The following is a 23,808-nucleotide window of genomic DNA, read 5'->3' as shown; positions in this document are numbered from 1 at the left end:
AGGCCGCAGGTTCAAATCCTGCCCCCGCAACCACATCAAGCATAATCGATCACCGCTCCCATTTAACGGGGGCGGTTTTTGCGTTTGTGTTAGCGTAAGCCGCGAGGAGCTTTTGCGTTTGAGTTCCTGACCTGATACCCTGAACTTCCTCCAAGATTTGGTAGAGTCTGTCACATCAAGGAGACGGACGGATGAAGCGTTCACGGTTCACGGAAGAACAGATCATCGGGATATTGAAGGAGCAGGAGGTGGGCGCGACGACGGTTGATGTCTGCCGCAAGCACGGCATCTCGGATGCAACCTTCTACAAATACAAGGCGAAGTATGGCGGCATGGACGTGTCGGATGCTCGCAAGCTGAAGGCGCTTGAGGACGAGAATGCCATACTGAAGAAGCTGCTCGCCCAGCCCATGCTGGACAATGCGATCCTGAAGGATGTCGCTGCAAAAAAATTGTGACGCCCGATGTGAAGCGGAATGCGGTGGCTCACGTCTGTGCCACGTGTGTGCGCGGCATGGAGTGTGCCAGCGTCGGGCGTGCGAGGTTTTGTCGGTGGATCGGTCGAGCATGCGATATCGCAGCGTGCGGCCACACGATGCATCCATCCGTGAGGCGATGAAGAAGGTGGCATCCGAGCGTCGCCGCTTCGATTATCCCTTGGCCGACACGTGATTACCATGCAATCACCGTAAGGCGCCGCATCCACGTCATGCTCGACCGGCAGGGGATCGTCATGAACCTGAAGAAGCTTCGGCGTCTCTATCGGGAGGAGAAGCTGACGGTGCGCAAGCGCGGCGGCCGAAAGCGGTCTTGGGGACGAGTGATCCCCTGGCTCTGCCGTCGCGCCCCAATGAGCGCTGGAGCCTGGACTTCGTCAGCGATGCCTTCACCGACGGTCGCCGCTTCCGCGTTCTGGCTGTCGTCGGCGACTCACTCGCGAATGCCTGTGCCTGGTCGCCGACACATCCCTGTCAGGCGCTCGGCTTGCCTGCGAGCTCGGTGGTCTCGTCGCCAAACGCCGAAGACCGAGGACGATTGTCTTCGATAACGGCACGGAGATGACCACTCATCGGTGCGTTGAGAAGCGAACGCCCTAGGCATTCGCCAGACGTTCGAACCCTTCGGATTCAATTGGGGCTCCCGTCGCATTATTGATAATCGTTCTATGAGTGCTAATCGCCTTTACTAAAGGCCATAGGCCAGCAGTTCACGAAGATCCATGTCCGTTGCGCAGACCCAGACATAAGACGTCGATGCCCGCCGCCAATTCTAAGGCGCTTGAGGCAGTGCTGTACCGTGCGACACCAAGCGCCGCACAGGACATTTCCCGCCGTGCCCAAACATGCAGCGGATATCGTTCTGCAATGGCCGCCGCCCTAGGGGCGCCCTGATCGCCAAGGCCGATGAAACCAACTCGGACAGGTTCACTCACTTGGTCTCTCCGGCCATCCTGTCTGCCATATCCCAAAGCCGATCCGCGTTGGCGCTGTCGAGCGCGTAGGCTGCCACGCCTTCGAGCCTGCCAGCCGGCCGTTGTGCAACGAGCGGCGCCTGCTGGCAGTCGTCGAAATACCGGCCGCTAAGGCCCTCGACCAGCGGAGACGCCGCCAGTAGCACGGATGTCGCGGCGCCTTGCTCCGGGGACTTGCGAAACTCTTCCGGTGTCCTGAGGCCCCCGGTATGCCGTTGAAGGTTCGTGGCGATGGCGCCAGGATTCAGGGCATTGGAGACGATACCGTCAGAGGGCCAGCGATCCCTGATGCCGACCGATAGCAGGATACACGCGGTCTTGGACTGCGCGTAGGCCAGCAGCGGATTGTAGGGGATGAAATGGAAATGCGGGTCATCCCAGAACACCGGACCGAACAGGCTACCCGTCGAGCTGACCGAAACGACGCGCGCATTGCCGGCCCTGGCGAGATGGCGGCGCAGGCCAAGCGTCAAGGCGAAGTGACCGAGAAAATTTGTCGCAAACTGCATTTCATGGCCCTCGGCATTGCGCTGCAGGTCCGGCAACGCCATAATTCCTGCGTTGTTGACCAGAGCATGCAGGGGGCTTTCCCAGTTCTCGGTAAACCGCCTGACGGAATTCAGGTCTGATAGGTCGAGCGGACGCACGTCGATCTGTCCGTTTCCGGTTTCCGCCCTCAGGTTCCGCGCGACCTCTTCCGCTGCATCATTGCGACGCGCAGCGATTGTGACGGAAGCTCCGGCGGCGGCGAGACTTTTCACCGTTTCAATCCCAATACCGCTCGCGCCGCCGGTGACAATCATCGTCTTGCCTGTCAGGTCAATGCCGGACAGCACCTGCGCAGCGGTTGAGGAAAATCCGAAAGGAAATGGTTGTGACATTGATTGGACCTTTGACTGTCGTGGGTTGCAAGGCAGATACCATTTCGGCATTGTTTGGATTAGATGGACACGAACGAACAGCATGATGAGAGTTTTCGTACAACGTTAGCCCTGTCGCCGGCAGAGCTGACGGCCTTTGTTGCCGTTGCCCAATCTGGCGGATTTCGTGCCGCTGCACGGCGATGCAATCTCAGTCCATCCGCCCTCAGTCACAGCGTCGCTAATCTCGAGACGCGCCTGAATGTGCAGCTTTTCCATCGTTCAACCCGCAATGTCTCGCTGACCGATGCGGGGCAGCGGTTCTTTTCCCGCCTTGGTCCAGCGCTGCAGGAGATCGAACAGGCCATCGAGGAACTGGGCGATTTCAGCGCAACTCCATCCGGCACGATCCGGATCAATGCCGATGCCACGGCTGCAGAGCAAGTTCCGAGGCCGATGCTTTTGAAGTTCATGGCTTCGTATCCGGGTGTCCAGATCGAGATCGTCAGCGAGAGGCGGCTCGTCGATATTGCCGAGCACGGGTTTGATTGCGGCATTCGATCCAGCGAAATCGTCTCTGAAGACATGATCGCCATTTCGCTCGGGCCGATGCAGCAGCATGTCGTTGTGGCTGCTCCTTCTTACCTTGAAATGGCGGCGCCACTACGCTCTCCGGCAGACCTGACGTATCACCGGTGCATCCAGCTCCGGATGCCGAATGGCCGATTGTACCGCTGGGAGTTCGAGCACCGGGGCGAAGCTCTCGTGGTCGAGACGAAGGGGAGCCTTATCCTTGACAGCTCCCGCCTCATTCTTGCTGCGACATTGGATGGCTACGGGCTCGGCTATTTGACCCGATGGATGGCCGGACCAGCCCTGGATCAGGGATTGCTGGTGCAAGCGCTGCCGGAATGGACGCCGCCCTATCCCGGACTGTGCCTCTATTATCCGCGCCACCGTCACCTGAGTGCCACGATGCGCGCATTCGTCACCTATCTGCGAGAGCAGGCTTCGCATTTTCGCTGACGCGTGGTCGAATATCATTAGCCCTGCGACGTGATCTGCTAGCCGCAGTTTCGAAATGCCCGCTGGAGATGGTCGCAAATTGCGCGGTTGCCGGTCAGGATACCGTCTCCCGTCGCAATCTCTCCGCCAGCAAGTGTGGTGGCCTGCCCGCCCGCTTCGGTGACGAGCAGGCTTCCGGCCAGCCAGTCGCCTGGGTCATTGCCGGTTTCCCAGAAACCATCCAGCCGGCCTGCTGCAACATAGGCCAGTTGAAGAGATGCGGCTGCCATGGGCCTGATGACAAAGACATTGTCCGAGGCAGCTCTCAACAGCGCAATTGCGCGGTCCCGCTCCTCTCGCCCCACCTGCGCGAGTGGTGGAATGGATGTGCCGAGCGCCGAAGAGCCGGGGTCCCGCTTGGGAGACACCGCCAAGTTTCTTCCGTTGCAGGTCGCACCACAACCCTGTTGCGCTACAAAGGTTTCCTTCAGCACCGGATCATGCACGATGGAAAAAACAGGCCGGCCACCCATGATCAGAACCAGCGAGCTCGACCAGAGGGGCAGGCCCTGAATGAAATGATAGGCTCCGTCGACAGGATCATAGAGCCAGTAAGGACGTTCTTCCTGCCTGATGACGTGGTCTTCGTCCGCCCAGCCGATATTGGGATAGTTGATCGAGAGGGTGGCGCGTAATTCCTCGCCAGCCTGAGCACTGATGCGCCTTATCCAGTCGATGACCGTCGGAAGGGGTTGATCGGGTTCCGGACGCTCGCCAAGGATGGCAAGGCGCGCTGCGGCATTACAGACAAGCTCGACAACTCTTGTCGTATCAATGGTGAGATTGCGCATGAAGGTCTCGCTGTTATTGTGTCGAGCTTCAGGATAAACATCCTGGTCCGCGCGGCCATTCGCATTCTCAGGAGGGCGCAATGTCAGTCAAGAAGCCGGTATTTCCTCGGAAAAGTGCCAGTCAGACCCGGTCGCTTTACACAGTCGAATGTATTGTCGAGGCAGCTGCTCGCATTCTGGAAGAGGACGGAATGGAGCGCTACACCACCAACGCGATCGCGGAGCGGGCAGGCGTGAGCGTCGGCTCGCTGTATCAGTACTTCCCCAACAAAGATTCGATCACGGCGGAGCTCTGGCGACGGTCAAGGTCGACGCTAATCAAGGATGTCGCGATCGCATCACGTCATGCGGACTGGCGCCTTGCTATCATCGGCATGGCCGATGCCGCCGTCCGGCACCAGTTGCAACGCCCAGATCTCGCAGTCCTGCTAGACCGCCAGCAGCAGCATTTCGAAAGCGCAGATGTCAACGGTCCAATCGCCAGCATGATATTGCCTTATATCGAGCAGGTGCTGGCAGCCTCGAAACTGCCTCTGCCTTATGGCCCTTCCGCCATGGCGTCCGATCTGTTTTCCATCACCCGGGGACTGACCGACAGCACCGCAGCCACAGGCGAACGAGATTCATCGTCACTGTTCGGCCGCGTCTGCCGAGCCCTTTTCGGATATCTACGCATCGACCAAGGTGATTTCGCGGATCGGGAACGGTATCCGGCCGCACAGGCGCAAACTCCATGATCACTGGGCATGCAAGGATGAGTGCAGACGCTCACTTTTGTTTCCGCAATGCCCTGACATCCAGCGAAGGCGGGCGCCCGAACTGGCGTGCATATTCGCGGCTGAACTGATTGGAGCTTTCATAGCCGACCCTGAAGGCCACAGTCGTAGCGTTGCCTTCGCCTGACATCAGCAGGGCCCGCGCATGCAGCAGGCGGACATGCTTGTGATATTGCAAAGGGCTGTATGCGGTTACGGCTTTGAAGTGGCGATGAAAGGCCGAGACACTGAGCGCCGCCATGTCGGCCAGGGTCTCCACCCGCAATGGCCGCGCAAAGTTCTCCCGTATCCAGCGGATCGCGCGTTCGATCCCCGCGAACGGAGTTTCCGGGGTGGCGATGTCGCGCAGCATAAAGCCGAGAGGTCCCTGCAGCACGCGGAGCAGGATCTCTCGCTCATAGAGCGGTGCAAACAGCGCTATCTCTTCCGGCCGCTCCATCAGGCGCATCATCCGCACCCAGGCGTCCAGGAGATCGTCTGAAACCGGCGCGACCGAAAAGCCGGTGCCAACAGGAGGAGCTCTGCCATGATTGGGCAAGTCTGCCAGAAGCTCCGCCAGGATTGCGGGCTCCAGCGACAGACTGACGGCGAGATAAGGATCGCCATCATCCGAAGCGCTGACCGATCCAACCGCTGGCAGATCGACGGACATGACGAAATAGGTCGCCGGATCGTAGCGCAATGTGCGATCGCCGATCGTCATCGTCTTGGATCCAGCAAGAATTAGGTTAATCATCGGCTCATAGACCGTGGCCAGCCGGTGCGCCGGGATCTCGCCCTTGACCATCGCGATACGGGGAATGCCGGTTTCCGTCCGCCGATTTTCCGCCCGCGATGCCAGTCGACGCAGTTCGATAAGCCGATTTTCCATGTCACGCATCCTCTCAGAGGAATATGCAATGCGCAATGACCAAGCAGGAATAGGCATGTTCCAGCGAGGATCGTGAAGGCGCGCCCGGTGTCGTCAGTGCTATCGGTCGCCCATCAGATCAAAGGAGCAACTATGCCTATCGTCATCATCACTGGTGGAAGTCGTGGAATTGGAGCGAGCGCGGCGCTCGCATGTGCCGAGCGCGGAATGGGCGTCGTGCTGACATACAACGCCAATCCTGAAGCGGCTGAAAACGTTGTCGAGCGCATCCGGCAACGGGGTGGTCAGGCGACCGCCTTGAAGCTCGACGTTGCGGATACGGCCTCTTTTCCGGCGTTCCGCGATGAGGTCGCGCGAAGGCTTGAAACTGTCTGGAATGCGGACCGGTTCGACGTTCTCGTTAACAATGCGGGTTTCGGCCAGTTCAATCCCATTGTCTCAGTGACCGGGAATGAGTTCGATGCGCTCTATCGGGTGCATCTGAAAGGTCCGTTCTTCCTGACGCAAACACTCTTGCCGCTGATGGCGGATGGCGGCCATGTGGTCAATGTCAGCAGCGCCACGACCCGCGTGGCCACGGCTGGCGTGGCGCCCTATGCCAGCTTCAAGGGCGGTCTGGAGGTGCTGACACGGTACATGGCAAAGGAGTTCGGGGATCGACGCATCCGCGCCAACTCGATCGCGCCGGGAGCGATCCGCACGGATCTGGGCGGCGGTTTGAATGATGAGTTCGAGGCCCTGCTGGCCGGGCAGACGGCGCTCGGTCGCATCGGCGAGCCCGATGATGTCGGCGCAATGATCGCCAACCTGTTGGGCGACGACAACCGCTGGATCAATGCGCAGACCATCGAGGTGTCTGGCGGATACATCGCCTGATCGGCACGAGAACTCTGAGAGAAGGAGAAATTGCTATGACACCACCAACAGCCGGCATCTGGCAGAAGGCCGTGAATGCCCTGATTGCGGCTTTGAATTCCTTCGATACCAGCCGCGTCCAGGTGTTGTTTACCGCCGATGCGGTGATCGATGATCCCTCGACCGGACATAGTTTCGAAGGACATGCCGGCATCGCCGATTATGTCGAGCGGTACTTCAAGGGTTATCATACGGTGACGCGCTTGCTCTCGATTGATGACCTCGGCGACGACAGAGCCCGTGTCCGGGTGGATTTCACCGGTGATTTCGGCCACGAGATTGGCCTGCTCGTCATCCAGAAAAATGCGAACGGGCTGTTCGTTCGCATAGATGCCGATCTCGAATAGGATCCGCGGACAGCCTGCGCGGGTGGACCGACAGGCTGATCGGTTTTGCAACGGGCGTCCGCGCGTGCCTGGCTGCTAGGCGCCCGGGAACGCCATGGGCAAGTCGTGGACGATCACATGTCTTGCGATGCGCCAGGAACCGTTGACCCGGCGCAGACGCGGCCGATAGTAGCCTGATTCGATTGGCGTGATCGTCCCTTGAGCGCCGCTTACACCTGCCGGCCATCCGCCGGCCGGCCGCTCAAGCCCGACGGTGTTGTAGACAATGAACTGTGCGTCAATCGTGGCCTCGTCGCCGTCAATAGTGACGATGTGGTCAAAGGTCGTGTGGTGGCTCCAGCCGCGCTCCGGATGCGGTGCCATCATCTCGCGTACGGCGTTGCCGATCGTCTCGGCGCCGGACAGTTCTCCCAGCTTGGTCTGGGCGCCGCGATTGCTATAGAAAATTTCCACCGTTGCATCCGGCAGAAAGTTATCTGCCATCGCCTTGGGATCGCGATGATCGGCGGCGCGGACATAGCGGGCAAGCACTTCAATGACGTCGGATCGTTCTGACATTGTCTTCACTCCATTGGTGATAAAGATTTTGCGGGCAGGTTCAGGGCTGCTGAAAGTCGGTCGATACCGAGACGTTGCGCCAAGCTTCGATGATCGCGGCATCGGATCGGTGTTTTGCTTCGATGGCAGCAATGGTGTCGCTTCCCAGCGGCAGGCGAACCGGGGGTTCCGGCGCATCGGCCAGCTCCAAGACGACCTGGGCCAGCCTATCCGGATTGCCGGGCTGTCGCTGGTTCATCGCTGCGGCTCTATCGCGCACGGCGCCGGCGGTTGCGGCATAGTCGGCGATTTCATTTTGCCCGATGCGCAGCGACGTGGCGTCGAGGAAATCGGTGCGGAAATAGCCCGGCTCTATGGCCGTGACGTCGATGCCGAGTGGAGCGAGTTCGGCGCGCAGCGATTCTGACAGAGCCTCGACGGCAAATTTGGTGGCCGAATAGATGCCGAAGCCGGGCCCTGCACGATAGCCGCCGATCGATGAGAAGTTGAGGATCCTGCCAGACCGTTGTTTGCGCATCACCGGTAGAATGGCGCGGGTGACGGCAAGCAGGCCGAACACATTGGTGCGAAACAGCGCCTCTACCTCTTCCGCGCTTGCCTCTTCCACGGCTGAGACCAGCCCATATCCCGCATTGTTGACGAGCACGTCGATGCGGCCAAAGTGGGCATGGGCTTGATCGGCCGCAGCCGCTGCCTGCCGAGCGTCGTTCACGTCGAGTGCGACTGCGAGCAGCTTGTCACTCTGCCCCAACCGATCAGTGACCGATTGGGGATTGCGGGCGGTGGCGACGACGGCGTCGCCCCGCGCCAGCGCTTTTTCGGCGATGCGTGCACCAAAGCCGCGCGATGCGCCGGTAATGAACCAGGTCTTCATAGACTTGCTCCTATCTCTGTCGCCGTCAGACGGCGTCGGCGACGGACACCACGATCTTGCCGGCAGCGCTGCGATCGGCGAGCGCCGCATGGGCCTCCGTCACCGCATCGATCGCAAAGGTTCTCGGATCGAGCCGCGGAACGAGCTTGCCGGCCTCCACCAGCACGGCGGCCTCCCGCAGGATTTCACCGTAGTGTGCACGGCCGATTCCGTTCAGGAGCGGCGCCAGAGTGAAGACGCCCGAATAGGTGCCTGCCTTGAATGAAAGCGGCGCCAGCGCATGCGTGCCCCAGCCAAGGCAGCTGACGACATGGCCGAAGCGCTTGACGGCCTGGAAGGAGGCATCGAGAACCGCGCCGCCGCCGGTATCATAGACCAGGTCAAAACCTTCGCCGCCGGTGTGGAGCGCGACATAGTCCTCGAGCTTTTCCGCCGCGTAGTCGATCGGCGTTGCCCCCATGGAGCGTATGAAATCGGCTTTGCCAGCGCTGTCGGTCGCAAACACCTTGGCGCCGAGCGCCACGCCCAACTGAACCGCGACATGGCCGACCCCGCCACCGCCGCCCTGCACGAGCAGGGTCTGGCCGGGCCGGACGCGGGCGCGGTCGACAAGACCCTCCCAGGCGGTGATAGTGACGAGCGGGAGCGCTGCCGCCTCGCGCATGGTCAGGTTGGCAGGCTTCAACGCCAGAAGTCTCGCATCGACCGATGCATATTCTGCCAGTGTCCCCTGAATGCCGCCGACGCCACCGGTCATGCCGTAGACTGCATCGCCAGGACGAAAGGCCTTGACGTCAGGCGCGACCGCCTCGACCACGCCGGCCAGGTCAATGCCCAGAACGGCTGGCAGCGGATGGCGGGCGTGGGCTGCGGCGCCGGCCCGGATCTTGGTGTCGAGCGGGTTGACGCCACTGGCATGGATGCGAACGAGAACCTCGCCGAGGTTCGGTGCGGGGCGTGCGATCTCGGCGAGGCGGAAGGCTCCATCATTGGTTTCGACGAGGGCGGCCTTCATGGTTTGTGTGTTGCGGGTCATGGCACTCTCCTTGTTGCTGGGACAAATATGTGCTCAACAAAGCTGCATGACGATCATAAGTATTGCACGAAGCACGTGCAGAAATGCATGGAGGGTCTTTTGAAAGATTTCGAGTGGAGCGACCTTCCGATCTTTCTCGCTATTGCCCGGGAAGGCACGCTGATCGCGGCAGCCAGGCGCCTCAAGCAGACGCAACCGACTATGGGACGACGCTTGCGCGTCCTTGAACAGGCCGTGGGTGCGAGCCTCTTCCAGCGCACCAATGACGGCTTCGTTCTCACCGACGAGGGTCAGGCTCTCTATGCCCATGCCCTACGCATGGAAGAGGAAGCCCAAGCCATGCAGCGCGAACTGGCGGGCAGCGTGAAAGGTCTTGATGGCCTCTTGCGGCTCTCTTGTTCCGACTGGTTTGGCACGACCGTGCTGAGCCCGGTACTGGCGGAATTCAGCCGGCTTCACCCGAACGTAACGGTGGAACTCCTCACCGATCCGCGGCTATACAGCCTGTCGAGGCGGGAGGCGGATCTCGTTATGCGCATCACCCCCTTCGACGAGCCGGAGGTGATTGCTCGCAAGCTGGTGACCATTCCCTACGGGCTCTACGCCACGCCTGGACATCCTGCACCGACCCTTGGAGACGGCGAGGGAAGTCCACTGATCCTGATGGATACGGCCTTTGGCGGCATGCCTGATGTGAACTGGGTGACGCAGGCGCTTCCTCGGGCAAAGGTCGTTTGCCGCAGCAATAATCGCGAGGTGCAGGCCCGGCTCTGCGCGCTTGGCGCCGGCTTTGCAGTGCTGCCGCAGCCGCTCGCAAAGGCCACGCCTGGAATTCACATGGTGGATCTCGGCAGCGAACCGCCATCCCGAGATACCTGGATCGGGTATCACCGGGATCTGAAGCGCCTGCCGCGTCTTCGTGCGCTGCTCGATCTCATCCTGGAGCGGATCGCACTCGCCCCGATGTAAGGGGCCGTGAGGGGCGACAGCGCGCTTGTGAACCAGGCCTCAGTTGAGCATCCTGTTCTCCCTGAGGATGGGCACGGCCATGTCAATGAAGGCCCGGACCTTGGCGGGTGCGCTTCGGCCTTCCGGGTAGAGAAGGTGGATGGGAAGCGGTGGCTCCTCATAGTCGCCAAGCACAATCTGCAGATCGCCGGCCGCCAGCGACGGGCCGATCTGGTAATGCAGCACACGCGTGAGCCCCCAGCCCTGACGTGCCGCATTGATTGCCGCCTCGTTGGTGTTGCATTGCAGGGCCGGGGTGATCGTCACCTTCTGATCGCCGGCGAAACGCCATTCCGGCGAGGCCCAGGCGCTGGTCGGGGCCGCGATGCGATGATCGCGCAGATCGGCAGGGGAGGCGGGAACGCCATGCTGCTCAAAATAATCGGGCGCGCCGCAGATCACGTGCCTCACCGCTCCCACCTTGACGGCGGTAAAGCCGGAATCCGGCAGATGGCCGATGCGCACCGCCACATCGACGCTGTCCTCGATCATATTGATGGGGCGGTCGATAAACAGCGTTCGGGCCCGCATCCCGGGATAGGCTTTCAGATAGCCGATCACGATCGGCAGCACATACATCTGTCCGAACAGCGTGGATGCCGTGATGGCAAGCGTTCCAGTCGGCGTGGCATAGCTTCCGCCGGCGATTGCCTCGGCCTCGGCAATGTCGGCCAGGATGCGCCGGCAGTCGCCGAGATAGCGGCTTCCGGCCTCCGTCATCTTCACCGAGCGGGTGGTGCGTACGAAGAGGCGGGCGCCGATGAGATCCTCCAGAGCCGCAACGGTTCGGGTCACGGCCGGGGCGCTCATGTTCATATGCCGCGCCGTCTCGGCAAAACTCTCGGTCTCCGCCACCTTGACGAAAATCCGCATCGCCTGCCATCGATCCATAGTCTTTCCCCGGACGCCCTTGCGGCCATATTTGCACCGATCCCCGTCGGGCGCCAGTCGGAACCGGCGCCATCTGAGGCTTATCGAATGGCGGGCAGTCTCAGGTCGGACGTCCCGACTTGGCTGCCGCAAAGGCTTCGATTGCCTGACAGACCTGCTCGTCGAGACCGGCACGCCGCGCCCGATCCCGGCTGTCCGAATCCGGCGCAAGCGCAAGCGTGATAGCCCGTGACAGCTGAAAATCGAAGCTCGACCCTTGCCGCAGGGCATCGAGTTCCGCTCCCGTAAAGCCCAGGGAGCGGGCAGACTGTTCAGATAGACGCAGGCGCTCGTCATCGCCACCGGCGGCGGCGAGCGCGATGTCGATTGAAAAACGCGCCCGCGTATCTAGCTTGAACTGACCCATGACGACGGTCTTCCCTGTCTTAGAAGCCGAAATGGCTGAGGCCCGGGTAATCGTCCGGACGCCGGCCCAGCGGCCAGAGGAATTTGCGATCCGCTTCCGCAATCGGCTGCTCATTAATGCTAGCGTGGCGGGCGCGCATCAGGCCATCCTCGGCAAATTCCCAGTTCTCGTTGCCATAGGCGCGAAACCAGTGACCGCTGTCGTCGCGGTATTCATAGGCGTAGCGCACTGCAATGCGATTGTCCTGGAACGCCCAAAGCTCCTTGATCAGACGGTAGTCCAGTTCCTTGTTCCACTTGCGCGTCAGAAAGGCCTCTGCTTCGGCACGGCCGATGAGGAACTCGGCGCGGTTGCGCCAGCGAGTGTCAAGCGTATAGGCGAGGGCGACCTTGGCGGCATCGCGGCTGTTCCAGCCGTCTTCGGCAAGGCGCACCTTTTCGATGGCCGACTGTTCGTTGAAGGGGGGTAGGGGTGGGCGAGACATGCGCGTTTTCCATCTTGAAAGGGCAAGGCGAGAAGGACGACCAATGCAAACACAGGCCGCCCTTCGCAGTCAGGCGGCGAGAGCGGAAATCCGGGGGAAATCGATCTCGGTGCCCAGCGCCTCGTTGACATAATTGGTGAAGGTATTGAGCGCGACATGAGCGATGATCTCGAGGATCTCGGCATCGCCGTAACCTGCCGCCCGCACTCGCTCGACCGCGGCAACGGTCACGGCACCGCGCGACAGCGTCAATGCGCGGGAGAATTCCACGGCGGCTGCGGCCTTGGCGTCGAGCGACGTGCCCTGCCGATTGGCCAGGATCTCGTCTTCGCCCAGCTTGGCAAATTTCGAGCCGGTGTAGGTATGGGCTGACAGGCAGTAATCGCAGCCGTTGACCTCGGCCATGGCGAGCGCAATGCGTTCGCGGGTGGCGGGGGCAAGCTTGCCCTTGCCCAGCGCCGCCTGCAGCGCAGTCAGTCCGTCGAGAGCTGCCGGACTGTTCGACACGAGGCGGAAGATGTTGGGAACCGAGCCGATCTGCTTCTGGATGGATTCGAGCGTAGGGCGCGAGGCTTCCGGTGCGTCTTCGATGCGGGCAGGCGTTGGAATGCGTGACATGTCTTTCTCCTTCGGTTTGGCGGCAGGACCTATTTCCTCCACGCCCTTAAGATGATCGGTTTGCGCTCGGCCATGAACGGCCAAACAGCGGAAGTGATTATTGCCGAGGCTGCATCAATCGCTGCGTTGTAATCGTCAGAGCGCAAGCTCGATGCGGTTGTCCGCTTCGCCCGTCGCCTCGGCGGGAACGGCCGAGCACAGCAGCACCTCGCCCTCGCCAATGGTGGCCGTCGGCTCATTTGGGTAGGTTACGGTGCCGGCCAGAAGCTTGGTGCGGCAGGTGCCGCATGAGCCGGTGCGGCAGCTGAAGGCAGGATCGAGGCCCCGGGCTTCGGCAAGCTCGAGCAGGCTTCCGGATCCGGGCGTCCAGCGTGCTTCCTTCAGCGATGTGGCAAACAGAATAGGGACCGGTCGTGTCGACTGGGCAGGTCGCGCGGAAGACGCCGCGCCCGCATCGCGACGCCGTTCGAGCGAGGAGGGCCCGAAGGCCTCAGCATGGATGCGATGATCGGCGACCGCATAGCTGCGCAGCCCGTCATAGAGCGATTGCGTAAAGGGTGCCGGTCCGCAGAGGTAGAAGTCGTAATCGTCGAACGGCAGATGCTGCGTGAGAAGCCGCATGTCGATGCGACCGGCCGCATCGTAGTCGATACCTTCTTCGGCATTGCGCGTGTCGCTCAGCACACGCACGAGCCGGATTGCACCGCGCCCGGCCGCCACGAGTTCGCTGATCTCTCCGTCAAACGCACGCTCGTGTTTTGATCGTGCAGCCTGGAAAAGAATGACCGGGCGCATGCGCTGCCGGCGCAAACCCTCGTAGACGACATGCCGCAGCATGGCGAGCAGCGGAGTAATGCCGACGCCGCCGCCCAAAAGCACGGCTGGGCGGGTGGCATGGGCATCGAGGGTGAAAGCGCCGGCAGGTGCGCGTGCTTCGATGATATCGCCGAGGCGCGCCGTATCGTGCAGATGCGTAGAAGCCAGTCCATCGCGACGGACACTGATCCGGTAGAGGCCATCGGAGGGGGCGGCCGACAGGGTGTAGGTCCTGAGGATCGGCTTCTCCATCCCGGGAAGGTGCAGGCGGATGGCCAGGTGCTGGCCCGCCAGATGCGGCACGAGGCCAGTGCCATCGGCAGGCTTCAGGTAAAAGGAGCGGATCGCTGCACTTTCATCGACGATCCGAGCGATCGTGAGGTCTTGCCAGTCGTTCGAACGCGCCACCGCTTTGAGGCGCTCTGCTGCCTGATCCCAATCGCCGGTCATCAGCGAACTCGGTGACCAGCCATCCGCCGAAAAGGCCCAGCGCAACGCAAGCGCGTTGCGCCGCCGCACGATGCGGCGCGGGGTGAAGGTCCATAGCCGTTCGGCGCCCTGGAAGGCCGTAATCTCCGGCGAATCGAGGATCACGTCTGCGTCGCCCGTCATCTGCAAGAGATCGCCCGTGGCGAAGTCGATGAACACGAGCCCCGCCTTGCCGTTGAGCAGAATGTTGCCGAGCGTGGAGAAAAACAGGTTGCCGTCGAAGTCCGGTATTGTCAGGACGCCGTCCTGCCCGATGCGGACGAAGCCCGCCTTGCCGCCGCGATGGGAGACATCGACCTGTCGGCGGGTCTCGCGATCGGCATAGGTCGCAACGAAGAAGGCGTCGGCTTGGGCGATCAGGGCACGCGCATTCGCGTCGAGGTCCGTCAAGGTCTCCGCCGGCACCGCTGACGCCTGTGCCGGCGTGTCGGAAAAGTGGAAATCGCGCAGCTGGATATAACGGGGGCAATTGCCGAAACTCTGGTCGACCTCGACGCGAACCTTGCCATCGGTGTGCGAGGCCGTGCCGTTCATGCGATTGCGTCGACGGGTATGCATCTCGATGCCGAGAAGCCCGACGGCCTTGCCAGTGGCGATGCCTTCTGCGGCGGGGTCGTGCCGGGCCGGGGTCGCCCCGATATCGAGGATAGTCGAAGAGGGCGAATGCATGAATCCCGGCCGTCCTTCCAGCAACGTTGCCCAGGCATCGTCGCGGTCATCGACGCTGCCGACCATGATAAATGGCAATTGCGCGTAGAACTCGCGATGCTGGTCCGGCATGAAATCACGCACAACGCGCTGACCGACCGACGCCATGCGCTCGACCACGCCGGCATGTTCCTGCAGGCGCCGCTCACCTTCATGCCAAGTCTGTAGTCGTTCAAGCGGTTCGCTCATAACCGTCTCTTTTCCATGAGGTGTGGCGGGAGAGCCCCAAAGGCTCTCCCCCTGCAGGCTTTAAGCGGCGGAAAGGCCAGCGCGGGTTTCGACGAAGGGCACGAAGCCTGGAAGCGCCTCGATCCTGCGAAGAAACCGGTTGACGGCCGGATATGCCGCAAGATCCACATTGCCTTCAGGTGCACGGGCGACGTAGCTGTAGATGGCGACGTCAGCGATTGTCGGGCTGTCGCCGACCAGCCAGTCATGCTGGCTGAGGTGGCTCTCGAGCCGACCGAGCAGCGTATGGGCGCGCCCGATGACTTCTTCGGGATTAAACGTGGCGCCGAAGACGGTGATCAGACGTGCGGCGGCCGGACCATAGGCGATTTCGCCGGCGGCAACCGAAAGCCAGCGCTGGATGGCCGCCGCCACGATGGCATCGTCCGGCAGCCACTCCGTCCGACCCGCCTTCTTGGCGAGATAGACGAGAATGGCATTGGAATCCGTGACGATGACCCCGTCGTCATCGAGAACCGGCACCTGGCCGAATGGGTTGAGGCGCAGGAATTCCGGCTTCTTGTGAGCACCGGAGGCCAGATCGACTTCGATCAGGTCGTGCGGCAGATCAAGCAGGGACAGAAACAGGCGTGCCCTGTGCGCATGCCCCGACAAGGGATGATAATAGAGTTTCATGATGTGCTCCCGTGAGTCTCGGCCGGGATGAGCCCCGATCCGCAATTGAAGATGGCGGAAGCTGCCACTCGTGAGAACGAGCGGCGATCACAGTTCATTGTTTCGGATAATGCAATAGTCGCGGTGTATGCTCACTTCGCCACTTCAACGCCCAATCGGCCGTTTGCCAATACATTTCACCTCGTTCGACCACCATATGGTCAAACCCGAAGAAGGGCCAATGCGTTGCGGTGAAGATGCCGCCTCAGGACGCTGAACTGAGGAAACCAATTGCATTCCTTTGGCAGCGGTTGGAGCTGTCAAACAGGAAGCGGACATCGCTGACCACCGGGAAGACCATGTCCAAATCATAATTAGTTTTTGTCCGCTAGCCGCGACGCGCATGCCAATCAGGTCAAGGATCGTGACACCCAGCAGATTCTAAGCTCTCTAATGATCGTGTGCAGCTTTCAGTATGCACGCCGCTCCGAAGCCGCCCATCGCCGCACGATCCGGACTTCGCACTGGCAGATCGAAGGGGACGACGTGGTTTGTGCGTGGGACAGCCATCCCGGAACGCCGCACCGTCTCGGCTATGTCATTGCCCCGCCGAGCATCGTCATGCCGGCGCAGATGCAGCCGATGCCCGTCGCGGCGCGCTGGATGGCGACCCATCATAAGGAAGGAGCCACCATCGCCTCGATCTGTGCCGGGGCTTTCGTTCTGGCGGAGACGGGGCTGGTCAACGGCCGACGCGTGACGACCCACTGGGCGTTCAGCGAGGAACTCGCAGCGCGCTATCCGAAGCTTGAACTGGCAGCCGAGCAGATGGTGATCGACGACGGCGACATCATGACGGCCGGCGGGATCCTGGCTTGGACGGATCTGGGACTGACTCTCGTCGAAAAGCTTTTGGGCGTCGGGACGATGCTCGCGACGGCCCGGTTTCTTCTCGTGGACCCGCCGCGCCGCAATCAGGATATATACAAGGCCTTCATTCCGAAATTCGACCATGGCGACACCGCTATTCTCAACGTGCAGCACCATGTTCATGCGCAGGCTGCAGAGGCGCATGACATTTCAGAGCTAGCCGGCAGGGCGGGACTTGCGGAGCGAACCTTTCTGCGCCGCTTCGTCAAGGCGACGGGACTTCGCCCGACCGAATATCTTCAGCAGATTCGCATCATGAAAGCGCGCGACGCACTGGAAACCACCAATCTGCCCGTGGAGCAGATTGCGTGGAATGTCGGTTACTCCGATGTCACGGCGTTCCGGCGCGTGTTCCTTCGCGTGACAAGTCTCACGCCGACCCAGTACCGGCAACGCTTCGGCGTTCGGTATGAGGCCAGTTGATCGAACTGCGTGTTTAGGCGCCCAGTCGAAAGACACAATCTCGACGCGTCGCGCGCGAACCAGGGCCGCGATTACAAAAATCTTTGACGCTGCTAGGTCCTGGACCAGAGCAGCTCGTAGATCAAGCTGTCTCATACGAACGCTTGCGTCTTGGTTGTGTCTCCAGCGTCCATTTCTAACTTTTGAAAAATGGCTCGTCGATTTCATAAAAGTATGTTGACAATGCGTGAGTGATCAGTCATTTTAAGTTCAGGAGATTGCGATGGCACGGCCCAAAAGTGAAGAAAAAAGAAAGCTCATTCTCAGCTCAGCTCTGCAGTTGATCGCCGAGCAGGGACTAGGCGCATCCACTGCTGATATCGCAAAACGCGCGAAACTGCCTCATGGGTCGGTCTTCACATATTTCGAGACTAAGGCGGACCTACTGAATGCTCTGTACCTGGAGCTGAAGCAAGAGCTTGCTGGTGTCATACTTGAGGACTTGCCGTACGACGATAAACCGCGTGCACAGTTGGAGCATTTATGGCTTGCCTGGACTGCGTGGGGAATGGCAAATCCATCAAGCCGACGTGCTCTCGCGCAACTCAGCGTGTCGGATCAGATATCTGATGGGAGCCGAAATGCTGCTTTTGCGCTTGCTGCTCCTGCAATCGGACTACTTCGCTCGGTCAGCTCCACTGGAGCTTTGACCAATGTATCTGAGAACTATGTCAACGCGATAGTCGAGGCATTAGTGTCGGCCACGATTGACTACATGCTGGCCTATCCGAAGGAGGGAAACGCCACGCAAAAAGCCGGTTTCGAACTACTATGGAGGGCGATATCAGCCTAACATTTGCGATTAAAATGAGTGTCCACTCAATCATGAAAGGATTGACCCAATGAAAGCCGTAAGTGTAAGCGAATTTGGTACCCCAGAAGTTCTTAGCGTCGTAAGTCTGCCGGACCTCAGTCCTGGGCCAGGTGAGGTGGCTATCGATGTGACACATGCCGCTGTTGGTCTCGTCGATGTCTTCTTCCGTAAGGGACATTTCAAGGACGTCCCGGGAATGGCTCAGCCGCCTTTCGTCCCCGGTCTCGAAGTCGCCGGCACAATTCGAGCCGTCGGTGAAGGCGTCACGGGCTTCAAGGTTGGAGAACGGGTTGTCTCCATGTCAACTGGAAGCGGGATAGGTGGATATGCATCCATGTATCTCGCTCCGGCGCACATCGTCATTTCGATTGAGACCAGAAGCATAGATCCGGCGCTCGGCGTATCCGTTATACCGAATGCTGCCATGGCGCATGCCGCTCTTACGCGGGTCGCGCGCTTCAAAGCCGGGGAAAGCATCCTTATTCATGGTGCACTTGGTGGGTTCGCCGCTGGCTTCCCAGGCATGGCAAAAATGCTGGGCGCCTCGCGCATTGTAGGCACTGTACGTGCCTCCAAGTTAGATGCGGCAAACCGTACGAAGCTGCCATACGACCTCATTGTTGATTCAGCGCGGCTCGATGACCTCGGCGATGAGAAGTTCGATGTCATTATCGATCCGGTCGGCGGCATAGTTCGGGCGCAAAGCCTGGACCTCATGCGTGCTGGGAGCCGCCTGATCGTTTCTGGGAATGCTAGTGATGACTGGGACCAGCAGCTAAAGTCCAACGATCTTTGGCTGAGGAACATAACAGTTTCGGGCTTTAACGCAGGGGCCTACCTTCCGGCTAATCCAGAAGCGATTGGTCCCGGCCTTGAAGCTGGGGTGGATCTTGTCGCTGAAGGGTTGGGTAACATTGAGCTAGAGCTATTTCCGCTCGAACAGGCCGTAGCAGCCCATCGTCGGATGGAAGATCGCCAATTGAATGGACGCATCGTCTTGACGACTGAATGAGTTCCCTTCTACCTCGCCAGGCTTACGGGGGCACGGAGTACACGAACGTCATATCGGCTTCTGTCGGTATGACGTTGCCACAGTAGTAAGTTATTCACGAGTTCTACTCAAAAAGGTTCGCCGACCCACCGCTTGCGGGAATAGCCGCTCAATTTCTGTGATTCTATCTGCTTTACATTAGCCGACGCAAGACGGCGCTGAAGCTCAGAGCGTTGGCGGAGCATCTTCGTCTTTACCATTGACTGTCCTGTTTCTAAGCATCTTTGAATTTTCATTTTGGTATAGACGGAATTGCTTCGAAGCGGTAACTAAGTTAGCTTTCATTACATATCCTGAGGCCCATTGGACAGTCTTCAGTCAAAGTCTGGTCAATATCCAGACTGGAACGACCGTTTGAGACTGACAATGCTGGAAACGGGCGTCTGGCCGAATTCGCGCCGGTACTCTCGGCTGAATTGGGCAGCACTTTCGTAACCCACATCATATGCTGCAGATGCCGCGTCAAGTCCTGTTACAATCATCAGGCGACGCGCTTCGTTGAGTTGCAAATGCTTGCGATACTGAACCGGGCTCATATTCGTCATAGCTTTAAAATGCCGATGAAAGGTCGACACACCCATGCGAGCAATGCCAGCCAGATCGTCTATCGATTGGCGCTCACGAAAGTTTTGCCTAAGCCAATCCAGCACCCGAACAATCCCGCTTGAGGCTCCCTCCATAGACGCTAGGGTAGCGAGACGTGGGCCGACGGGGCTCGTCATCAAACGATAGATGATCTCTCGTTGCATGGGCTCAGCAAAGATGTGAATTTCGTTCGGCCGCTCTGTCAACCGGCACAAGCGCGACAACGCTTCGAGAAGATCTGGGGTCACCATTGCGCTGGCTATGCCGAGAGGCGTGGTATTGCCCAGCGTCTCCTGCTTGATCTCCGATACCAGCCTGCGAACCACGCGAAGGTCGATCCGGAGCAGGATGCCAAGATAAGGCTCGATCGGACTGGCCTGCGTGACCCAGGCTGTTACAGGAAGGTCGATTGACGTGAGGAGAAAGTGCGTGCTGCCATAGTCATAGGTATTGCTGCCTAGCACAACACGCTTCCTGCCTGTGACGACCAGCGACAAACTAGCTTCCATCATTCCGACGTGAGGGGCCGTTGGCGACAAATGACGGTGGAACGTAAGCCCCGGCACCTGCGTGTCGGTCGCGCCCTCTTTCGGTGCCCAGCGATTGAAATCGTGCGCCAAGGATTGATGCAAATGCTCGATCATCTTCTTCAACGATTTGAAAAGCCACTGCGCTGGCCTTTTCGGTTGGAGGACCATTGGCTAGGCCGATTGCTTTTGCAGAACAATCAGAAATTCACCTGTGAGAGAGGATTGTGCAATCATCCGAGTGGAACATGCTACCTCCCACAGGCCGCATCCGCATAAACTTTTTCACGGCGCGCAGACTGCTGCTGTCACGATGGAGAGAATGAATGCGCTACAACGTATTGGGACGTACGGGCTTGCTCGTGTCTGAGTTGAGCCTAGGCACGATGACCTTCGGGAAGAGCCAATGGGGTGCGATTGGCGGGGTGGATCAGACTGGCGCTGAGCAGATTATTCAGTGCGGATTGGATGCTGGAGTAAACCTGCTCGACACGGCGGACATATACTCCAGTGGACAGTCTGAAGAAATAACCGGCGCAGCGCTTCGTAACCTGGGGGTACGCAGGCATAACATCTTGGTTTCGACCAAGACATTTGGACAGGCGAGTGGCGGGCAAAATGACCGCGGATCGTCGCGAGCGCATATTTTGGACAGCCTTCACGCCAGTCTCAAGCGCATGCAGCTCGATTATGTGGACCTGTACCAGCTCCATGGCTTTGATCCACTGACCCCAATGGAAGAAAGCTTACGTGCGCTCGATCATCTCGTGCGCCAAGGCGCCGTACGCTATATTGGTGTTTCGAATTGGGCTGCGTGGCAGATCGCACAGGCCATGGGCGCGACCGAGCGCCTCGGCCTTTCTCCACTCTCTAGCCTGCAGGCCTACTATTCGCTTGCCGGGCGAGAAATTGAGCATGAAATTGCCCCCTTGGTTTCGGCCACCGGATTGGGGCTTATTTGTTGGAGTCCGTTAGCAGGGGGGATGCTGAGTGGTAAGTTCGATCGGAGTTTAAAGGGTGACGAGCAGAATCGTCGAACCACGGTGCCTTTCCCACCTGTCGATACAGAACGCGCCTATGATCTGATCGACGAGCTGCGCGGCATTGCGGATTCGTATCGGGCATCGCCAGCAAAGATTGCATTGGCATGGCTGCTCCACCGTAAGACCGTTTCAACCGTGCTGCTTGGCGCAAAGCGGGTTGAGCAGTTGCAGGACAATCTCGGCGCGACGAAGATCGAGCTGGAGCAGTCTGATCTTGATCGACTGGACGCGATGAGTAAGCTTGCTTCGATTTATCCGAGGTGGATGCAAGAGGTTTTCGATGGCGGACGGAGTGAGCAGATCACTTCATTGGGTCAGCGCAGTCGTCGGTGACCAGCAGGGAGGGTCGAGAGTGGAGGGCTACCTTTCATTCGTGGTGCCAGTTGTTCTACTATCGCATTTTTCGCCACAGGGCGGGCAAGCCCGATGAACCAGTCGAGTTTGAGATCTTACAGGAACCATATCTTGGGCGTTCGCCCTCCCAAAAGCGGCGGGCTCTCGCCCATTGCCTCCGTCAAATCTGGCACAGTATAACATGATGCATTCGCGCCCTTCAACCGCACGGCGCTTTGAATGTGCGCAGGATGTTGCGGGTGGCCGCAACCAATGGCTCATGGGTGTCGCGCAGTATCGCAATGCGATCGAACCGATCGATGTCATGATTGACGGCCTCGCGTAGCGCTTTTCCAAAGACCATCCTCAATTCGGTTCCGATATTGAACTTGCAGATATTGGAGTGGCGCGACAGGAAGATCCGCTGGTCAACCGGTACACCTGATCCGCCGTGTATGACCAACGGTACCTTTGTCACCACCTCAATCGCTCGGATGCGAGCAACGTCAAGACCAACGCTCATGCGTGTCTCTTGAAGGTGCGTATTGCCGACCGATATCGCCATGGCATCAACACCGGTCTCGCTGGCAAAGCGCGCCGCCTCCTTCGGGTCGGTGCCCGCCGATCCCTCACCACCGGCATAGCCAACAAATCCGATCTCACCCTCGCAGGATATTTCCGCCGCATGGGCTAGTTCAGCAATTGCTGCGGTCTCGTCGATGTTCTGGTTGAGTGGCAGACGCGATCCGTCGAACATAACCGAGGTGAAGCCGCATTCTATAGCCTGTCGGCATTCTGCAAGCGAGTACCCGTGGTCGAGATGGGCGACGACCGGTACTCCGGCCGACTCTGCCAAATGTCTGAACATCGTGCCAAGAACCGGAAGGGGGGTATGGGCGCGGCAGCCGGGCCCGGCCTGCAGGATCACGGGACACTGCTCGGCTTCTGCTGCCGCTACGAAGGCGCGCATGTCTTCCCAGCCGAGCGCGACCAGACCGGCCACGGCATATCCCTCTTTAAAGGCGGGCTGCAAGACCTCGGCCAAAGTCACGAGGCTCATTTGAATTTCGCGATCATGTCTTTGATGCCGGGAATGGTTTCTAGCTGTGCCGCGTGGCTCGGCTGGAAATACTGCACCAGACTCCGCTGGCTGAGACCGGCGAGGATCGTGAAGTAGTACATCTCGTAACCCGGCAGCACGCAGCAGGGATGGTAACCACGGTCGAGGCAGATCGTCGAGCCATTGACGATGTGGTAGGCGTCGCCCGGCTTCCCGTCGTCGCGCTGTAGCATCTGCAGGCCGGAGCCGTAATCCGGGCGAAAACGGAAATTGTAGGTCTCGTCGTGGCGGGTCTCCAGCGGAAGACGATCCGTGTCATGTTTGTGGCTCGGAAAGCCAGACCAGCCGCCCTGACCGACCGTGAACAACTCGCTGACCAGCAGGCGGCCGACGCGGCCATTGTATTTCGTGCCCAGTATATGCTTGATCCTGCGATGGGTCTTGGTGTCGTCAGACCCATACTGCACCATGTCGATATCGGCGGCGCGCACCTCGAACGGATCGAGAACCTTGTCGTAGCGTGCGCCTGCAATGAAAGTTTCGGTCATGTCGGAGACGCAGCTAATCGTCACCCTGGCCCCTGAGGGAATGTAGACCCCTTCCGGCTCGCCGTCCCATACGTCGATACCACGCTTGCCAATGGCGGCAAACGATACCCCTTCGACCGAAATATCGACTGAACCCGTTGCCGGAACGATACCCGTTTCGAAGCCCGGTACCTGGTAGTGGAAGCTTTCGCCCTTCTTCATCTTGACGATGTTGAAATAGTTGAGCGGAACGGTCGGATCGTCGATATCGACAATCGGCCTGTTGTGGTTGTCGAAGGGGGCGATGTGCATGCGCGCGTCCTTTCAGACCTCGTTGGGGCCGGGATGGGTGGCGAGGAACTGTTCAAGCTCGGCAGTGGTCGGCATGGCAGGGGCGCAGCCGACGCGGCTAACCACGATGGCGGCACAGGCCGAGCCCCGGAGCACGGCATCGCGCACGCTGAAGCCCGCGGCAAGTGCGGCAACGAGTCCGCCGAGAAAACTGTCGCCGGCTCCCGTCGGCTTGATAGCCCTGACAGGGAAAACGCCGCTGCGGATCTCTTCCATGGGCGTGATGGTGATCGCTCCGCCTTCGCCCATCTTGTAGATCACAATGCCTGCACCGTCGCGCGCAAGGCGGCGGGCCTTG

General features: G+C 59.9%; 25 protein-coding genes and 1 pseudogene. 10 read left to right on the top strand and 16 right to left on the bottom strand.

Annotation, left to right across the window (positions count from 1 at the left end; translation table 11 throughout):
• Positions 1–191 precede the first annotated feature (191 nt).
• Positions 192–591, top strand: a pseudogene (locus ASE36_RS23270) (transposase); the annotation flags it as partial.
• 837 nt (positions 592–1,428) lie between these two features.
• Here ASE36_RS23270 and ASE36_RS08785 read toward each other — a convergent pair.
• On the bottom strand, positions 1,429–2,352 hold the full coding sequence (locus tag ASE36_RS08785; protein ID WP_082510981.1) for an SDR family NAD(P)-dependent oxidoreductase: 924 nt from the start codon (positions 2,350–2,352) through the stop codon (positions 1,429–1,431).
• 63 nt (positions 2,353–2,415) lie between these two features.
• Here ASE36_RS08785 and ASE36_RS08780 point away from each other — a divergent pair, with 63 nt between their 5' ends.
• Positions 2,416–3,357 carry a LysR family transcriptional regulator gene (locus ASE36_RS08780; protein WP_062278323.1) on the top strand — a complete coding sequence of 314 codons (942 nt, stop codon included), beginning with the start codon at positions 2,416–2,418 and terminating at the stop codon, positions 3,355–3,357.
• 38 nt (positions 3,358–3,395) lie between these two features.
• Here the strand turns inward: ASE36_RS08780 and ASE36_RS08775 are convergent, their stop codons facing one another.
• Positions 3,396–4,187 (bottom strand): inositol monophosphatase family protein, encoded by a 792-nt coding sequence (locus ASE36_RS08775; protein ID WP_156378615.1) that lies wholly within the window; start codon positions 4,185–4,187, stop codon positions 3,396–3,398.
• Positions 4,188–4,267: 80 nt separating this feature from the next.
• Between ASE36_RS08775 and ASE36_RS08770 the strand changes: the two genes are divergently transcribed.
• Positions 4,268–4,924, top strand: coding sequence for a TetR/AcrR family transcriptional regulator (locus ASE36_RS08770; protein WP_062278319.1), 657 nt, complete (start codon positions 4,268–4,270; stop codon positions 4,922–4,924).
• Positions 4,925–4,955: 31 nt separating this feature from the next.
• Here ASE36_RS08770 and ASE36_RS08765 read toward each other — a convergent pair whose 3' ends face one another.
• Positions 4,956–5,834, bottom strand: coding sequence for an AraC family transcriptional regulator (locus ASE36_RS08765; protein WP_062278318.1), 879 nt, complete (start codon positions 5,832–5,834; stop codon positions 4,956–4,958).
• A gap of 132 nt (positions 5,835–5,966) precedes the next feature.
• Here ASE36_RS08765 and ASE36_RS08760 point away from each other — a divergent pair, with 132 nt between their 5' ends.
• Complete coding sequence (locus tag ASE36_RS08760) at positions 5,967–6,710, top strand: SDR family NAD(P)-dependent oxidoreductase (protein ID WP_062278315.1); 744 nt, start codon at positions 5,967–5,969, stop codon at positions 6,708–6,710.
• 35 nt (positions 6,711–6,745) lie between these two features.
• Positions 6,746–7,096 carry a nuclear transport factor 2 family protein gene (locus ASE36_RS08755; RefSeq protein WP_082510979.1) on the top strand — a complete coding sequence of 117 codons (351 nt, stop codon included), beginning with the start codon at positions 6,746–6,748 and terminating at the stop codon, positions 7,094–7,096.
• A gap of 75 nt (positions 7,097–7,171) precedes the next feature.
• Here ASE36_RS08755 and ASE36_RS08750 read toward each other — a convergent pair whose 3' ends face one another.
• The 3 genes from ASE36_RS08750 to ASE36_RS08740 are packed head-to-tail and all read right to left on the bottom strand — an operon-like array spanning position 7,172 to position 9,564.
• Positions 7,172–7,654: a nuclear transport factor 2 family protein gene (locus tag ASE36_RS08750; RefSeq protein ID WP_062278312.1), complete on the bottom strand. Its 483-nt coding sequence runs from the start codon at positions 7,652–7,654 to the stop codon at positions 7,172–7,174.
• A 40-nt stretch (positions 7,655–7,694) separates the two neighbouring features.
• The gene (locus tag ASE36_RS08745; protein ID WP_062278309.1) at positions 7,695–8,528 is read right to left on the bottom strand and encodes an oxidoreductase; all 834 of its coding nucleotides are present in this window, start codon (positions 8,526–8,528) and stop codon (positions 7,695–7,697) included.
• A 25-nt stretch (positions 8,529–8,553) separates the two neighbouring features.
• Positions 8,554–9,564 (bottom strand): zinc-dependent alcohol dehydrogenase family protein, encoded by a 1,011-nt coding sequence (locus ASE36_RS08740; protein ID WP_062278307.1) that lies wholly within the window; start codon positions 9,562–9,564, stop codon positions 8,554–8,556.
• A 99-nt stretch (positions 9,565–9,663) separates the two neighbouring features.
• On the opposite strand from ASE36_RS08740, the gene ASE36_RS08735 reads away from it, so the two are divergent.
• Complete coding sequence (locus tag ASE36_RS08735; RefSeq protein WP_244474709.1) at positions 9,664–10,533, top strand: LysR family transcriptional regulator; 870 nt, start codon at positions 9,664–9,666, stop codon at positions 10,531–10,533.
• A gap of 39 nt (positions 10,534–10,572) precedes the next feature.
• Here ASE36_RS08735 and ASE36_RS08730 read toward each other — a convergent pair whose 3' ends face one another.
• The 6 genes from ASE36_RS08730 to ASE36_RS08705 form a co-directional block, all read right to left on the bottom strand.
• Positions 10,573–11,463: a LysR family transcriptional regulator gene (locus tag ASE36_RS08730; protein WP_062278303.1), complete on the bottom strand. Its 891-nt coding sequence runs from the start codon at positions 11,461–11,463 to the stop codon at positions 10,573–10,575.
• 100 nt (positions 11,464–11,563) lie between these two features.
• On the bottom strand, positions 11,564–11,869 hold the full coding sequence (locus ASE36_RS08725) for a hypothetical protein (protein WP_062278301.1): 306 nt from the start codon (positions 11,867–11,869) through the stop codon (positions 11,564–11,566).
• 19 nt (positions 11,870–11,888) lie between these two features.
• A complete protein-coding gene (locus ASE36_RS08720; protein ID WP_062278299.1) occupies positions 11,889–12,353 on the bottom strand; it encodes a DUF1348 family protein in 465 nt (154 codons plus the stop codon).
• 69 nt (positions 12,354–12,422) lie between these two features.
• A complete protein-coding gene (locus tag ASE36_RS08715) occupies positions 12,423–12,971 on the bottom strand; it encodes a carboxymuconolactone decarboxylase family protein (protein ID WP_062278297.1) in 549 nt (182 codons plus the stop codon).
• A gap of 135 nt (positions 12,972–13,106) precedes the next feature.
• The gene (locus ASE36_RS08710) at positions 13,107–15,173 is read right to left on the bottom strand and encodes a pyridoxamine 5'-phosphate oxidase family protein (RefSeq protein ID WP_062278295.1); all 2,067 of its coding nucleotides are present in this window, start codon (positions 15,171–15,173) and stop codon (positions 13,107–13,109) included.
• Positions 15,174–15,233: 60 nt separating this feature from the next.
• A complete protein-coding gene (locus ASE36_RS08705; RefSeq protein WP_062278294.1) occupies positions 15,234–15,848 on the bottom strand; it encodes a glutathione S-transferase family protein in 615 nt (204 codons plus the stop codon).
• 600 nt (positions 15,849–16,448) lie between these two features.
• Here ASE36_RS08705 and ASE36_RS08700 point away from each other — a divergent pair.
• The 3 genes from ASE36_RS08700 (at position 16,449) to ASE36_RS08690 (ending at position 19,045) form a co-directional block, all read left to right on the top strand.
• The gene (locus ASE36_RS08700) at positions 16,449–17,180 is read left to right on the top strand and encodes a GlxA family transcriptional regulator (protein WP_244484373.1); all 732 of its coding nucleotides are present in this window, start codon (positions 16,449–16,451) and stop codon (positions 17,178–17,180) included.
• Between the two features lie 262 nt (positions 17,181–17,442).
• On the top strand, positions 17,443–18,012 hold the full coding sequence (locus tag ASE36_RS08695; protein ID WP_062278290.1) for a TetR/AcrR family transcriptional regulator: 570 nt from the start codon (positions 17,443–17,445) through the stop codon (positions 18,010–18,012).
• A gap of 49 nt (positions 18,013–18,061) precedes the next feature.
• A complete protein-coding gene (locus ASE36_RS08690) occupies positions 18,062–19,045 on the top strand; it encodes a quinone oxidoreductase family protein (protein ID WP_082510977.1) in 984 nt (327 codons plus the stop codon).
• A gap of 368 nt (positions 19,046–19,413) precedes the next feature.
• On the opposite strand, the gene ASE36_RS08685 is transcribed toward ASE36_RS08690, so the two are convergent.
• Entirely contained in the window at positions 19,414–20,313 is a 900-nt protein-coding gene (locus tag ASE36_RS08685) for an AraC family transcriptional regulator (RefSeq protein WP_244474710.1), read from the bottom strand.
• 209 nt (positions 20,314–20,522) lie between these two features.
• Here ASE36_RS08685 and ASE36_RS08680 point away from each other — a divergent pair, with 209 nt between their 5' ends.
• Positions 20,523–21,572, top strand: coding sequence for an aldo/keto reductase (locus tag ASE36_RS08680; RefSeq protein WP_062278286.1), 1,050 nt, complete (start codon positions 20,523–20,525; stop codon positions 21,570–21,572).
• 220 nt (positions 21,573–21,792) lie between these two features.
• Here ASE36_RS08680 and ASE36_RS08675 read toward each other — a convergent pair whose 3' ends face one another.
• From ASE36_RS08675 to ASE36_RS08665, 3 genes are all read right to left on the bottom strand, one after another.
• Positions 21,793–22,623: a class II fructose-bisphosphate aldolase gene (locus tag ASE36_RS08675; RefSeq protein ID WP_244484374.1), complete on the bottom strand. Its 831-nt coding sequence runs from the start codon at positions 22,621–22,623 to the stop codon at positions 21,793–21,795.
• 5 nt (positions 22,624–22,628) lie between these two features.
• Positions 22,629–23,471, bottom strand: coding sequence for a 5-deoxy-glucuronate isomerase (locus tag ASE36_RS08670; RefSeq protein WP_062278282.1), 843 nt, complete (start codon positions 23,469–23,471; stop codon positions 22,629–22,631).
• Between the two features lie 12 nt (positions 23,472–23,483).
• Positions 23,484–23,808 (bottom strand): PfkB family carbohydrate kinase (locus ASE36_RS08665; RefSeq protein WP_244474706.1); only part of this gene is annotated, 325 nt, incomplete at its 5' end.

This window comes from Rhizobium sp. Root274, assembly GCF_001429245.1.
In the GTDB taxonomy this organism is placed as follows: Bacteria; Pseudomonadota; Alphaproteobacteria; order Rhizobiales; family Rhizobiaceae; genus Allorhizobium.
This window is presented reverse-complemented; position numbering and strand designations above follow the sequence as displayed.

Coding starts and splice junctions, on each gene's coding strand:
- ASE36_RS08785 (WP_082510981.1), bottom strand. CDS start 2,352: ATGTCACAACCATTTCCTTTCGGATTTTCCTCAACCGCTGCGCAGGTG.
- ASE36_RS08780 (WP_062278323.1), top strand. CDS start 2,416: ATGGACACGAACGAACAGCATGATGAGAGTTTTCGTACAACGTTAGCC.
- ASE36_RS08775 (WP_156378615.1), bottom strand. CDS start 4,187: ATGCGCAATCTCACCATTGATACGACAAGAGTTGTCGAGCTTGTCTGT.
- ASE36_RS08770 (WP_062278319.1), top strand. CDS start 4,268: ATGTCAGTCAAGAAGCCGGTATTTCCTCGGAAAAGTGCCAGTCAGACC.
- ASE36_RS08765 (WP_062278318.1), bottom strand. CDS start 5,834: ATGGAAAATCGGCTTATCGAACTGCGTCGACTGGCATCGCGGGCGGAA.
- ASE36_RS08760 (WP_062278315.1), top strand. CDS start 5,967: ATGCCTATCGTCATCATCACTGGTGGAAGTCGTGGAATTGGAGCGAGC.
- ASE36_RS08755 (WP_082510979.1), top strand. CDS start 6,746: ATGACACCACCAACAGCCGGCATCTGGCAGAAGGCCGTGAATGCCCTG.
- ASE36_RS08750 (WP_062278312.1), bottom strand. CDS start 7,654: ATGTCAGAACGATCCGACGTCATTGAAGTGCTTGCCCGCTATGTCCGC.
- ASE36_RS08745 (WP_062278309.1), bottom strand. CDS start 8,528: ATGAAGACCTGGTTCATTACCGGCGCATCGCGCGGCTTTGGTGCACGC.
- ASE36_RS08740 (WP_062278307.1), bottom strand. CDS start 9,564: ATGACCCGCAACACACAAACCATGAAGGCCGCCCTCGTCGAAACCAAT.
- ASE36_RS08730 (WP_062278303.1), bottom strand. CDS start 11,463: ATGGATCGATGGCAGGCGATGCGGATTTTCGTCAAGGTGGCGGAGACC.
- ASE36_RS08725 (WP_062278301.1), bottom strand. CDS start 11,869: ATGGGTCAGTTCAAGCTAGATACGCGGGCGCGTTTTTCAATCGACATC.
- ASE36_RS08720 (WP_062278299.1), bottom strand. CDS start 12,353: ATGTCTCGCCCACCCCTACCCCCCTTCAACGAACAGTCGGCCATCGAA.
- ASE36_RS08715 (WP_062278297.1), bottom strand. CDS start 12,971: ATGTCACGCATTCCAACGCCTGCCCGCATCGAAGACGCACCGGAAGCC.
- ASE36_RS08710 (WP_062278295.1), bottom strand. CDS start 15,173: ATGAGCGAACCGCTTGAACGACTACAGACTTGGCATGAAGGTGAGCGG.
- ASE36_RS08705 (WP_062278294.1), bottom strand. CDS start 15,848: ATGAAACTCTATTATCATCCCTTGTCGGGGCATGCGCACAGGGCACGC.
- ASE36_RS08700 (WP_244484373.1), top strand. CDS start 16,449: ATGCCGGCGCAGATGCAGCCGATGCCCGTCGCGGCGCGCTGGATGGCG.
- ASE36_RS08695 (WP_062278290.1), top strand. CDS start 17,443: ATGGCACGGCCCAAAAGTGAAGAAAAAAGAAAGCTCATTCTCAGCTCA.
- ASE36_RS08690 (WP_082510977.1), top strand. CDS start 18,062: ATGAAAGCCGTAAGTGTAAGCGAATTTGGTACCCCAGAAGTTCTTAGC.
- ASE36_RS08685 (WP_244474710.1), bottom strand. CDS start 20,313: ATGATCGAGCATTTGCATCAATCCTTGGCGCACGATTTCAATCGCTGG.
- ASE36_RS08680 (WP_062278286.1), top strand. CDS start 20,523: ATGCGCTACAACGTATTGGGACGTACGGGCTTGCTCGTGTCTGAGTTG.
- ASE36_RS08670 (WP_062278282.1), bottom strand. CDS start 23,471: ATGCACATCGCCCCCTTCGACAACCACAACAGGCCGATTGTCGATATC.